Origin of the sequence: Burkholderia seminalis (assembly GCF_001718535.1) — a bacterium.
Taxonomy (GTDB): domain Bacteria; phylum Pseudomonadota; class Gammaproteobacteria; order Burkholderiales; family Burkholderiaceae; genus Burkholderia; species Burkholderia seminalis.
The window spans coordinates 1,997,590-2,010,221 of the sequence record NZ_CP013398.1 but is presented as its reverse complement, the minus strand read 5'-3'; the positions used below and the strand labels follow the sequence as shown (position 1 = coordinate 2,010,221).

Below are 12,632 nucleotides of genomic sequence, written 5' to 3'. Positions count from 1 at the left end.
CGCAGAACATGAACCGAATCATTGCGCTCGTCGTCGCGATCGTGATCGTTGCCTTCGCGGCGTCCTCGACGGTCCTGACCGTCGATCCGCGTCATGCGGCCGTGCTGTCCGGTCGTGACGGCGCGCAGCCCGAACTCGCGGGCCCGGGCCTCCACTTCAAGCTGCCGCCGCCGTTGCAGACGGTCACGCTGATCGACACGCGCCTGCAATCGCTCGAGTCGTCCGATCCGCTGCAGCTCGCCACCCAGGACAAGCACGACCTGCTCGTCGCGTATGCGGTGAAGTACCGGATCAGCGATCCGCTGAAGTATTTCACGGCGACCGGCGGCGATCCGGCTGCGGCTGCCGACCGCCTGGCCGGCGCGCTGAAGGGTGCGCTCGGCGACGCGTTCGGCCAGCGCGCGCTCGACGACGCCCTCGGCGGCCAGCGCGCGATCGCCGATGCGGCCCGCGATGCGGTCAAGGCGAAGGCGTCGGGCTTCGGCGTCGACGTCGTCGACGTCCAGCTGACGCGCGTCGACCTGCCGGCTGCACAGACGGATGCCGTTTATCAACGGATGATCGGCACGCTGCGCGATCAGGCGGCGCAGGTGCGTGCGGAAGGCGCGGCCGACGTCGAGCGGATCAAGGCCGATGCCGAACGTGAGCAGCAGGCCGTGCTCGCGAACGCATACAAGTCCGCGCAGACGATCAAGGGCGAGGGCGACGCGAAGGCCGCGACGATTGCCGCCGATGCGTTCGGCCGCGATCCGCAGTTCTATCAGTTCTACGCGAGCCTGCAGGCCTACCGGAATACGTTCAAGCGCAACGACATCATCGTCGTCGATCCCGACAGCGAGTTCTTCCGCTTCATGCGCAGCCCGACGGGCGGCGCCGCACCGGCGGCGCCTGCTCCCCGCAAACATTGACTTTGAGGCGCCGCGTCGAGCGGCGCCGTCGCTCGCATGGACCTGGCTGGCTCGTTGTTGCTCGCAGTAGCGCTGATGCTGATCATTGAGGGGGCGTTCCCCTTCGTGTTTCCCGTCGCCTGGCGCGACACGTTTCGTAGAATAGCTGAGCGGCCGCCGCATCATATCCGGATCGGCGGCCTGATCGTGATGGCGCTCGGGCTCGTGCTGCTGCTGCTCGCCACGTGATCCGGACGGCGCATCCGCCGTCCGTCCCGCCCGATTCCGAAGTTCCGATTCAACTCGCGGCGCGCGTGGCGCGCGCCGTTTCCCGTCGTAGGACCGTACCGATGTCGACCTGGTTACTTCCCGAGAATATCGCCGACGTACTGCCGTCGGAAGCGCGCAAGATCGAGGAGCTGCGCCGCAGGCTGCTCGACCGCTTCCGTTCGTACGGCTACGAAATGGTGATGCCGCCGTTGCTCGAGTATCTCGAGTCGCTGCTGACGAGCGGCGGCAGCGACCTGCGCCTGCGCACCTTCAAGCTGGTCGACCAGCTGTCGGGCCGCACGCTCGGCCTGCGCGCCGACATCACGCCGCAGGTCGCGCGGATCGATGCGCACCTGTTGAACCGCCAGGGCGTGACGCGCCTGTGCTACGCCGGCCATGTGATGCATACGCGCCCGCGCGGCCTGCACGCGACGCGCGAGCAGATCCAGATCGGTGCCGAAATCTACGGGCATGCCGGGCTGGAAGCCGACCTCGAGATCCAGCAGCTGATGCTCGACGCGCTGCATCTCGCGGGCCTGTCGCGCATCCGTCTCGACCTCGGCCATGCGGGCGTGCTCGCGGCGCTGCTGGCGCGCGACGCGCAGGCCGCCGAGCGCGGCGAGTCGCTGTACGACGCGCTGTCGGGCAAGGACGTGCCGCTCCTGAACGAACTCACCGACGATCTCGGCGCCGATACGCGCGCCGCGCTGCGCGCGCTGCCGAGCCTTTACGGCGATGCGGGCGTGCTCGCCGAGGCGCGCACACGCTTGCCGGTGCTGCCGGAAATCACGCGGGCGCTCGACGATCTGGCGCAGCTCGCGTCGCAGGCGAAGGGCGCGGAAGTGGCGATCGACCTCGCCGACCTGCGCGGTTATGCGTACCACAGCGGCGCGATGTTCAGCGCGTACATCGACGGCGTGCCGAACGCGATCGCGCGCGGCGGCCGGTACGACCACGTCGGCCAGGCGTACGGCCGTGCGCGCCCGGCAACGGGCTTCTCGCTCGACCTGCGCGAGCTCGCGCGGATCTCGCCGGTCGAGGCGCGCGGCACCGCGATTCTCGCGCCGTGGGCGCAGGACGACGCGCTGGGCGCGGCCGTCGCCGCGCTGCGCGATGCGGGCGAGGTCGTGATCCAGGCGCTGCCCGGCCACGACCACGTGCTCGACGAATTCGCATGCGACCGTTCGCTCGTCGAGCGCGACGGCGCATGGGTGGTCGAACCCCGATAAACAGGCGTTCGCGGGCCGTGCTTCGACGTGCATATCGTTGAAGCGAAACGGAAAAATTCGGAATCGCCCGCGAACATAGGTAGAATACGTTTTTAACCAGCTAACGAATCAACATGTCTGCCAGCGCAGTGAACGTGACTCCCGGGCGCAATGTCGTCGTCGTGGGAACGCAATGGGGTGATGAAGGCAAGGGCAAGATCGTCGACTGGCTGACGGACCACGCTCAGGGCGTCGTGCGTTTCCAGGGCGGTCACAACGCCGGCCACACCCTCATCATCGGCGGCAAGAAAACGATCTTGCGCCTCATTCCGTCGGGCATCATGCGTGAAGGCGTCGCCTGCTACATCGGCAACGGCGTCGTCCTGTCCCCCGAAGCACTGTTCAAGGAAATCGGCGAGCTCGAAGAAGCCGGCGTGAACGTGCGCGACCGTCTGTTCATCTCCGAAGCCACGACGCTGATCCTGCCGTACCACATCGCGATCGACCAGGCGCGCGAAGCGCGCAAGGGCGCGGGCAAGATCGGCACGACCGGCCGCGGCATCGGCCCGGCGTACGAAGACAAGGTCGGCCGTCGCGCGCTGCGCGTGCAGGACCTGTTCGACGCGAAGACCTTCGCCGACCGCCTGCGCGAAAACCTCGATTTCCACAATTTCGTGCTGACCCAGTACCTGGGCGGCGCGGCCGTCGATTTCCAGGCCACGCTCGACACGATGCTCGGCTATGCCGACCGCCTGAAGCCGATGGTGGCCGACGTGTCGCGCCGCCTGTACGACGCGAACAACGCGGGCCAGAACCTGCTGTTCGAAGGCGCGCAGGGCACGCTGCTCGACATCGACCACGGCACCTATCCGTTCGTCACGTCGAGCAACTGCGTCGCGGGTGCGGCGTCGGCCGGCGCGGGCGTCGGTCCGCAGAAGCTCAACTACATCCTCGGCATCACGAAGGCGTATTGCACGCGCGTCGGTTCGGGCCCGTTCCCGAGCGAACTGTACGATGCGGACAATCCGCAGCGCCAGGACCAGGTCGGCGTCACGCTCGCGAACGTCGGCAAGGAATTCGGTTCGGTCACCGGCCGTCCGCGCCGCACGGGCTGGCTCGACGCAGCCGCGCTGCGCCGCTCGATCCAGATCAACGGCGTGTCGGGCCTGTGCATGACGAAGCTCGACGTGCTCGACGGCCTCGACGAAGTCAAGCTGTGCGTCGGCTACAAGATCGACGGCAAGGACGTGGACATCCTGCCGCGCGGCGCCGCCGACGTGGCGCGTTGCGAACCCGTATACGAAACCTTCCCCGGCTGGAAGGAAAGCACGGTCGGCATCAAGACGTGGGATGCGCTGCCGGTGAACGCGCAGGCATACCTGTCCCGTGTCCAGGACGTGGCCGGCGTGCCGGTCGACATGGTGTCGACGGGCCCGGACCGCGACGAAACGATCCTGCTCCGCCATCCGTTCAAGGTGTAATTCCAAGATGACGCAGCAAATCACGATGACGGCGGCAGACTTGATGACCGATCCGCGCAACGACGACAAGAACCTGTGGGTAGGCTGGGACGAGTATCACCGTCTGATCGAGTTGCTCGCGCTCCAGGTGCACGCGTCGGGCTGGAAGTTCGACCAGATCCTGTGCCTCGCTCGCGGGGGCCTGCGCGTCGGCGACCAGCTGTCGCGCATCTACGACGTGCCGCTCGCGATCCTCGCGACGAGTTCGTACCGCGAAGCGGCCGGCACCGAGCAGGGTGAGCTCGACATCGCTCAGTACATCACGATGACGCGCGGCAACCTCGCGGGCAACGTGCTGCTGGTCGACGATCTCGTCGATTCGGGCGTCACGCTCGCGCGCGTGCAGGAGCACCTGAAGGAGCGTTACCCGTCCGTGACGGCCGTTCGCTCGGCCGTCCTCTGGTACAAGGGTTGCTCGAAGGTCAAGCCCGACTATCACACGCAGTTTCTGCCGACGAATCCGTGGATTCATCAGCCGTTCGAGGAGTGGGACACGGTGCGTCCGCACAACCTCGAGGCGTGGATCAAGCGCGGTCGCGCGCAGCGCGACGGTTCGGGCGCGTAAGCGCGTGGCCGATCGAAGGAAAGCCTGGTACGGCGCCGCTTGCGGCGCCGTTTTTCATTGCGCGGCGGGGGCGTCGGGCGGTGCGTTTCACGAATCCGATAGTAGGCAGACGGCGCTGCCCCGGCTATGATGGCAGCCCTGCCACAGCTCGCGCCGGATTGCATGCGCAGCGTGGATCACGTGGTTCCAAGGCAACAGAGCAGGGCGGCGTTTCACGGGGGCGCGAGTAGAATAGCGCTCGTTTTGTCCGACCCGGACCCGATTATTACGCTTCATATGAACGACACGATCCACGCGACCGACGCCGCACACGCGCCGCATTCGACGCAACAACACTCGATGCGGGCGCTAGCGATAGCAGCCATCGGCGTCGTGTTCGGCGACATCGGCACCAGCCCGCTGTATTCGCTGAAGGAGGCGTTCAGCCCCGCACACGGCATTCCGCTCACCGAAGGATCGATTCTCGGCGTGATCTCGCTGCTGTTCTGGGCAATCATCCTGGTGGTCGGCGTCAAGTACCTGCTGTTCGTGATGCGGGCCGACAACAACGGCGAAGGCGGCGTGCTGGCGCTGATGGCGCTGTCGCTGCGGCCGCTCGACTCGAAGACCCGCGTCGCGGGCGCGCTGATGGCGCTCGGGATCTTCGGCGCGTGCATGTTCTACGGCGACGCGGTGATCACGCCGGCGATCTCGGTGATGTCGGCGGTCGAAGGTCTCGAAATCGCGACGCCGCACCTGTCCCACCTCGTGTTGCCGATCACGATCGTGATCCTGATCGCGCTGTTCTGGATCCAGCGTCACGGCACCGCACTGGTCGGCAAGCTGTTCGGCCCGATCATGGTGCTGTGGTTCGTCGTGATCGCGGCGCTCGGCGTGTACCACATCGTGCGCGTGCCGGGCATCATCGCGGCCGTCAACCCGTATTACGCGGCGTCGTTCATGGCCGACCACCTGCTGCAGGCCTACGTCGTGCTCGGCTCGGTCGTGCTGGTGCTGACCGGCGCGGAAGCGCTCTACGCGGACATGGGCCACTTCGGGGCGAAGCCGATCCGGATCGCCGCGTACGGGCTCGTGATGCCGTCGCTCGTGTTGAACTACTTCGGCCAGGGCGCGCTGCTGATCCAGAATCCGAAAGCGATCGAAAACCCGTTCTTCCTGCTGGCGCCCGAATGGGGGCTGCTGCCGCTCGTCGTGCTGTCGACGGTCGCGACCGTGATCGCGTCGCAGGCCGTGATCTCGGGCGCCTATTCGCTGACGTCGCAGGCGATCCAGCTCGGCTACGTGCCGCGCATGAAGGTGCTGCACACGTCCGAGCTCGCGATCGGCCAGATCTACGTGCCGGTCGTGAACTGGCTGCTGCTGTTCGTGATCCTCTGCATCGTGGTCGGCTTCAAGAGCTCCGACAATCTCGCGGCCGCGTACGGCATCGCGGTGACGGCGACGATGGTGATCACCACGGTGCTCGCGTGCGTCGTGATGGTGAAGGTGTGGAACTGGAACCGGTTGCTGGTCGGCGCGATCATCACCGTGTTCCTCGCGATCGACCTCGGCTTCTTCGGCGCGAACCTGCTGAAGGTCGCGCAGGGCGGCTGGCTGCCGCTCGGCATCGGCGCGCTGCTGTTCTTCCTGCTGATGACCTGGTACAAGGGGCGTCACATCGTCAAGGAACGCACGGCGGCCGACGGTATTCCGCTCGAGCCGTTCCTGCAGGGCTTGCTCGCGCATCCGCCGCATCGCGTATCGGGCACCGCGATCTACCTGACCGGCAACGACAAGCTCGTGCCCGTCAGCCTGCTGCACAACCTGAAGCACAACAAGGTGCTGCACGAGCGGACCATTTTCCTGACGTTCGTCACGCGCGACTTTCCCTATGTGCGCGACGACAAGCGCCAGACCTCGCGCGATGCGGGCGGCGGGCTGTACATCGTCAAGGCCGAGTACGGCTTCAACGAGACGCCGGACGTGAAGGCCGTTCTCGAGGAATTCGGCCGCGCGCACGACATGACGTTCGAGCTGATGGACACGTCGTTCTTCCTCGCACGCGAAACGGTCGTGCCGACCCACCTGCCCGGGATGTCGATCTGGCGCGAGCGCGTGTTCGCGTGGATGCACCAGAACGCCGCGAAGCCGACCGACTTCTTCTCGATTCCCGCGAACCGCGTCGTCGAGCTCGGCACGAAGATCGAGATCTGACCGGACGCGGCGCGCGAGCCGTTCAGCCGCGCGCCACGGCTGCCGGTGCATAAAAAAGCCCGCCTTTCGGCGGGCTTTCTTCTGGCGGCGGCTTTCGCGTGTTCAGCGCTTCAGCTTCGCGAATGCCGCGGCCATCGCGCCGGCCGGTTCCGGCTCGCGCGAGCGCTGCGGGCGAGCCGCGCCGCGCGCCGCGTTGCCGCGATCCTGGCCGCCGCGCGACGACATGCCGGGCGCTGCCGCGTCGTCGTCGAGGCGCATCGTCAGCGCAATGCGCTGGCGCTTCACGTCGACGTCGAGCACCTTCACCTTGACGACCTGGCCGGCCTTCACGACTTCGTGCGGGTCCTTGATGAACTTCGTCGACATCGCGGACACATGGACGAGGCCGTCCTGATGGACGCCGATATCCACGAACGCACCGAACGCGGCGACGTTCGTCACGACGCCTTCGAGCGTCATGCCCGGCACGAGATCCGACACCTTCTCGACGCCTTCGCGGAACGTCGCGGTCTTGAATTCCGGCCGCGGATCGCGGCCCGGTTTCTCCAGTTCGGACAGGATGTCGCGCACGGTCGGCAGGCCGAAACGTTCGTCAACGAATTCCGTCGGGGACAGGCCCGACAGCGCTTCGCGGTTGCCGAGCACGTCGTCGATGCGCTTGTTGATCTTCGCGAGCATCCGTTCGACGACCGGATAGGCTTCCGGGTGCACCGACGAGCGGTCGAGCGGGTTCTCGCCGCCGTTGATGCGCAGGAAGCCGGCGGCCTGCTCGAAGGTCTTGTCGCCGAGGCGCGGCACCTTGCGCAGGTGCTCGCGCGACGGGAACGGGCCGTTCGCATCGCGGTAGTCGACGATGTTGCGGGCGAGCGTCGCGTTCAGGCCCGACACGCGCGCCAGCAGCGGGACCGATGCGGTGTTCGCGTCGACGCCGACCGCGTTCACGCAATCCTCGACGACCGCGTCGAGCGAACGCGCGAGTTCGCGCTGGTTCACGTCGTGCTGGTACTGGCCGACGCCGATCGCCTTCGGCTCGATCTTCACGAGCTCCGCGAGCGGGTCCTGCAGGCGGCGTGCGATCGACACGGCGCCGCGCAGCGATACGTCGAGCTCCGGGAATTCCTTCGCGGCGAGCTCGGACGCCGAATAGACCGACGCGCCGGCTTCGGACACGACGATCTTCTGCAGGCGCAGCTCCGGGTGCTTCGCGATCAGTTCGCTCGCGAGCTTGTCGGTTTCGCGCGACGCGGTGCCGTTGCCGATGCTGATGAGTTCGGCCTGCGTCTGCGCGGCGATGCGGGCGAGTTTCGCGATCGAGCCGTCCCAGTCGCGGCGCGGCTCGTGCGGGTAGATCGTGTCGGTCGCGAGCACCTTGCCGGTGCGGTCGACGACCGCGACCTTCACGCCCGTGCGCAGGCCGGGGTCGAGACCGATCACGGCCTTCGGGCCGGCCGGCGCGGCCAACAGCAGGTCGTTCAGGTTGCGCGCGAACACGCGGATCGCCTCGGTTTCGGCCGTTTCGCGCAGTTGCGTGAGCAGTTCGTTCTCGATATGCGGCTGCACCTTCACGCGCCAGCACCAGCGGCAGACGTCGGACAGCCATTTGTCGGCCGGGCGGTTCTGGTTCGCGATGCCGAAATGGCGCGCGATCATCGCCTCGCCGGGATGCGGCACCTGCGCGTCGAGCTCTTCGCCGAGGCCGAGCTTGACCGTCAGGACGCCCGCGTTGCGGCCGCGGAACAGCGCGAGGGCGCGGTGCGACGGCACGGTCTTGATCGTTTCCGCGTAGTCGTAATAGTCGCGGAATTTCTCGCCTTCCTCGTTTTCCTTGCCCTCGACGACCGCCGACGACACGACGCCCTGGTTGTGCAGGTAGTCGCGCAGCTTGCCGAGCAGCTCGGCCGTTTCGCCGAACTGTTCGGACAGGATGTCGCGCGCGCCGTCGAGCGCGGCCTTCACGTCGGCGACACCCTTGTCGGCGTCGACATACGCGGCCGCCTCGGCCTGCGGGTCGAGCAGCGGGTTCGCGAGCAGGGCCTGCGCGAGCGGCTCGAGGCCGGCTTCGCGGGCGATCTGCGCACGCGTGCGGCGTTTCGGCTTGTACGGCAGATAAAGGTCTTCGAGCACCTGCTTGCTGTCGGCCGCGTCGATCGCGGCGCGCAGTTCGTCCGTCAGCTTGCCCTGTTCGTCGATGCTCGACAGGATCGCCGCGCGGCGATCCTCGAGTTCGCGCAGATACAGGAGACGTTCCTCGAGCTGGCGCAGCTGCGTGTCGTCCAGGTTGCCGGTCACTTCCTTGCGGTACCGGGCAATGAACGGAACGGTCGAGCCTTCGTCGAGGAGTTGCACGGCCGCCGCGACCTGGCGCGGCTGGACGGACAGTTCGGTGGCGATGCGCTGTACGATCTTGAGTGCTACGGTTTCCGTCATGTCGTGGATGATCTGCCTGCTGAAATCGCGGCGCGGGCCGGCAGGCCCGACGCGGCGGGCTGCATGGCGGGCCCGACGGGCCTGATGCCGCGGGTGAGTGAAGCGGGGCATTTTGCCATAAATGGCGGAGCGTCCAGCCGGGGGTGATAGAATTTGACACATGTCCCGCAGCTTTCCTACGACGTTGCCAACTTCCCGAATTTCTCTCGTCGCGCTCGGCGCAGCGCTCGCCGCGGCTTTGTCCGCCGGGCCTTCCGGCGCGTTCGCGCAAGCCTCGGGCGCAACCGCGCCGGACGCCGTCGCGGCCGCGCCCGTTGCGGCCTCCGCCGCACCGGATTTCGACGCCCGTCAAAAAGTGCTCAATCAACGCACCGCGGAAAACGATTATCGTTATGCGGTGGCCGAGCATAATTGCTACAGCACCTTTTTCGTCAATCACTGTCTCGGCAAGGCGCGCGACCAGATGCGCGACGAGCGCGCGAGCATCCGTCAGGAGCAACTCGCGCTCAACGACGAGCAGCGCGCGGTGCGCGCGCAGCAGCGCGACCAACAGCAGGCACTGAAGCAGGCGCAGAACGCGGCGGAAGCGCCGCAGCGGGCGGCGAACGATGCGGCGAACGCGGCTGCGTTCCGCGACAAGCAGGAGCAGAATGCACTGAAGCAGGCGCAGCGCGGCGCGGAAGGGCCGCAGCGCGCGGCGAGCAAGCAGGCATACGACCAGAAGCAGGGCGACTTCCAGCGCAAGCTCGACCAGGCGCACCAGCAGGCGGCGCAGAAGGCGCAGGAGCGGGCGGACAACGCCGCGCGCTACGAGCAGAAGCAGAAGGAAGCCGCGCAGCACAAGGCCGATGTCGAGCGACGTCAGCAGGAAGCGGCCGAGAAGGCCAAGCAGCAACAGCAGGGGCAGTAACGTGTTGGATTGATCGGGATCAGTCTCGGGCGCGTCGGCATGCCAGCCGCCGCGCTGCTTCGATGAGGAGGCAACTATGCAAAACCGTCACACGGAACAGCAGCAGGAATTGCACAACCGTTTGGCTGCATTGCAGGAGCAGCACCAGCAGCTCGCTCGGGAGATCGAGCTGAAGGAAGGGCACTCCGACATCGACGACATCACGCTGCACCGGCTGAAGAAGGAAAAGCTGGCAGCCAAGGACAAAATCATTCTGCTGCAATCGCAGCTCGAACCGGATAAGCGCGCCTGAGCGCGGCCTGGCAAGCGCCGGCGCCGCCCGGGCGCTGGACACAGGAACGCTTGCCTTGAATTCACCGCTTGAAGCCACCCCCGATGCCCGGCGTGACGCGACGTCCGCCGGGCGCGCTCGTGCGCCCGAAGGCACCTTCGAGCTGAGCCGCAAGCGCGTCGACGAACTCGACACGATTTTCGGCGAGGGCGGGTTGCTGGCGCGCGCGCTCGACGGCTACCGGCCGCGTACCTCGCAGATCGAGATGGCGCGCGCGGTCGCGTCGGCGATGGAAGCGTCCGCGCGCCGGATGCCCGAGCCCGAGATCTTCGAAACACGCAAGCGGCCGGCGCGCCGCCTCGGCGACGGCGACAAGGCAGCCGAGCCGGGCGCGGACGGCGCCGCATCAGCCGAATCCGACACCGATGCGGCCGACAACACGCTGATCGTCGAAGCCGGTACGGGTACCGGCAAGACCTACGCGTATCTCGTGCCCGCGATGCTGTGGGGCGGCAAGGTGATCGTGTCGACCGGCACGAAACACCTGCAGGACCAGCTGTTCCAGCGCGACATCCCGACCGTGCGCAACGCGCTCGCGGTGCCGGTGTCGGTGGCGATGCTCAAGGGGCGCGCCAACTACCTGTGCCATTACTACCTGCAACGCACGGCCGACAACGGCCGCCTGCCGTCGCGGCAGGACACCGCGTATCTGCAGGAGATCGTCCGCTTCGCGAAGATCACGAAGAGCGGCGACAAGGCCGAGCTCGCGAGCGTGCCGGAAACGGCGCCCGTGTGGTCGATGGTCACGTCGACGCGCGACAACTGCCTCGGCCAGGAGTGCCCGCATTACAAGGAATGCTTCGTGATGCAGGCGCGGCGCGAGGCGCAGCAGGCCGACGTGGTGGTCGTCAACCATCACCTGTTCTTCGCGGACATCATGCTGCGCGACACCGGGATGGCCGAATTGCTGCCGAACGCGAACACGGTCATCTTCGACGAAGCGCACCAGTTGCCGGAGACGGCGACGCTGTTCTTCGGCGAGACGCTGTCGACCACGCAGATCCTCGAACTCGCGCGCGACACGGTGGCCGAGGGCCTGGGCCACGCGCGCGACGCGGTCGAGTGGGTGAAGCTCGGCGGCGATCTCGAACGTGCGGCGCGCGACTTGCGCCTCGCGTTCGCGAACGACCAGATCGTGCGCATGTCGCTGGCGCAGCTCGGCGACGATCATCCGATGTTCGGCGCGCTCGACGCGCTCGACGTGGCGCTCGACGCGCTCGCGTCGGCGCTCGCGAGCCAGGCCGAGCGGGCGGAGTCGCTCGGCGCGTGCCTGCGGCGCGCGCGCGAGCTGCAGGATCTGCTGGCCGGCTGGGTCGCGCCCGGCGCGGCGGAGGCGGCCGCGCAGGCCGACGCGGCAGCGGCCGGCGACAAGGCGACCTCCGACGGCGATCCGAACGAGAAGGTGCGCTGGGTCGAGGTGTTCGCGCATACCGTGCAGCTGCACGAAACGCCGCTGTCGGTCGCGCCGATCTTCGCGAAGCAGCGTGCAGGTGTCCCGCGGGCATGGGTGTTCACGTCGGCCACGCTGTCGGTGCGCGGCGATTTCACGCACTACGCGGCGCAGATGGGCCTCAGCTCGCGCCGCTCGATGACGCTCGCGAGCCCGTTCGACTACCAGTCGCAAGGGCTGCTGTACGTGCCGCGCAACCTGCCTCAGCCGTCTTCGCCGGCGTTTACCGATGCCGTCTTCGATGCCGCGCTGCCGGCGATCGAGGCGTCCGGCGGCGGCGTGTTCATGCTGTGCACGACGCTGCGCGCGGTCGACCGGATCGCGTCGAAGTTGCGCGATGTCATCGAATCGCGCGGCTGGAACACGCCGCTGCTCGTGCAGGGCGATGCGAGCCGCACCGAGCTGCTCGACCGTTTCCGCGCATACGGCAATGCGATCCTGGTCGGCAGCCAGAGTTTCTGGGAGGGCGTCGACGTGCGCGGCGACGCGCTGTCGCTCGTCGTGATCGACAAGCTGCCGTTCGCCCCGCCGGACGATCCGGTGCTGGCCGCGCGTCTCGATGCCCTGACGAAGAAGGGCCTGAGCCCGTTCGCCGTGCATCAGCTGCCGCAGGCCGTGATCACGCTGAAGCAGGGCGCAGGCCGGCTGATTCGCGCGGAGACGGATCGCGGCGTGCTGATGATCTGCGACACGCGGCTCGTCGACAAGCCCTACGGGCGCCGGATCTGGCAGAGCCTGCCGCCGTTCAAGCGCACGCGCGAGATCGCGGTCGTGCAGGATTTCTTCGACGAGCATCGCTCGGACAAACGCATGTGACGATCCGCGCGGCCGGCGCCGCGCGATCGCCCCCGCGGCGCCGGATTGCGGCGCC

General features: G+C 67.4%; 10 protein-coding genes. 9 read left to right on the top strand and 1 reads right to left on the bottom strand.

All coding sequences use genetic code 11. From position 1 onward, the window contains the following. Nucleotides 1–8: 8 nt before the first annotated feature. From hflC to WJ12_RS09035, 6 genes are all read left to right on the top strand, one after another. Nucleotides 9–908 (top strand): protease modulator HflC, encoded by a 900-nt coding sequence (gene hflC / locus WJ12_RS09060; protein ID WP_059561599.1) that lies wholly within the window; start codon nucleotides 9–11, stop codon nucleotides 906–908. 36 nt (nucleotides 909–944) lie between these two features. Further along, nucleotides 945–1,136: a DUF2065 domain-containing protein gene (locus tag WJ12_RS09055; protein WP_009687995.1), complete on the top strand. Its 192-nt coding sequence runs from the start codon at nucleotides 945–947 to the stop codon at nucleotides 1,134–1,136. A gap of 101 nt (nucleotides 1,137–1,237) precedes the next feature. Next, nucleotides 1,238–2,386, top strand: coding sequence for an ATP phosphoribosyltransferase regulatory subunit (locus WJ12_RS09050; protein WP_034188631.1), 1,149 nt, complete (start codon nucleotides 1,238–1,240; stop codon nucleotides 2,384–2,386). 113 nt (nucleotides 2,387–2,499) lie between these two features. Further along, nucleotides 2,500–3,846 carry an adenylosuccinate synthase gene (locus WJ12_RS09045; RefSeq protein WP_034188630.1) on the top strand — a complete coding sequence of 449 codons (1,347 nt, stop codon included), beginning with the start codon at nucleotides 2,500–2,502 and terminating at the stop codon, nucleotides 3,844–3,846. Nucleotides 3,847–3,853: 7 nt separating this feature from the next. Beyond that, nucleotides 3,854–4,450, top strand: a complete 597-nt coding sequence (locus WJ12_RS09040) for a phosphoribosyltransferase (protein ID WP_006485899.1) — start codon at nucleotides 3,854–3,856, stop codon at nucleotides 4,448–4,450. Nucleotides 4,451–4,726: 276 nt separating this feature from the next. Then, nucleotides 4,727–6,643 carry a potassium transporter Kup gene (locus WJ12_RS09035; protein WP_049036608.1) on the top strand — a complete coding sequence of 639 codons (1,917 nt, stop codon included), beginning with the start codon at nucleotides 4,727–4,729 and terminating at the stop codon, nucleotides 6,641–6,643. 102 nt (nucleotides 6,644–6,745) lie between these two features. Here the strand turns inward: WJ12_RS09035 and WJ12_RS09030 are convergent, their stop codons facing one another. Continuing rightward, nucleotides 6,746–9,070 carry a Tex family protein gene (locus WJ12_RS09030; protein WP_034188628.1) on the bottom strand — a complete coding sequence of 775 codons (2,325 nt, stop codon included), beginning with the start codon at nucleotides 9,068–9,070 and terminating at the stop codon, nucleotides 6,746–6,748. A 160-nt stretch (nucleotides 9,071–9,230) separates the two neighbouring features. Here WJ12_RS09030 and WJ12_RS09025 point away from each other — a divergent pair, with 160 nt between their 5' ends. The 3 genes from WJ12_RS09025 (at nucleotide 9,231) to WJ12_RS09015 (ending at nucleotide 12,577) form a co-directional block, all read left to right on the top strand. Then, nucleotides 9,231–9,980, top strand: a complete 750-nt coding sequence (locus WJ12_RS09025; RefSeq protein WP_049028415.1) for a hypothetical protein — start codon at nucleotides 9,231–9,233, stop codon at nucleotides 9,978–9,980. 76 nt (nucleotides 9,981–10,056) lie between these two features. After that, nucleotides 10,057–10,272, top strand: coding sequence for a YdcH family protein (locus WJ12_RS09020; protein WP_006478692.1), 216 nt, complete (start codon nucleotides 10,057–10,059; stop codon nucleotides 10,270–10,272). 55 nt (nucleotides 10,273–10,327) lie between these two features. Further along, the gene (locus tag WJ12_RS09015) at nucleotides 10,328–12,577 is read left to right on the top strand and encodes an ATP-dependent DNA helicase (RefSeq protein WP_034188626.1); all 2,250 of its coding nucleotides are present in this window, start codon (nucleotides 10,328–10,330) and stop codon (nucleotides 12,575–12,577) included. Nucleotides 12,578–12,632 lie beyond the last annotated feature (55 nt).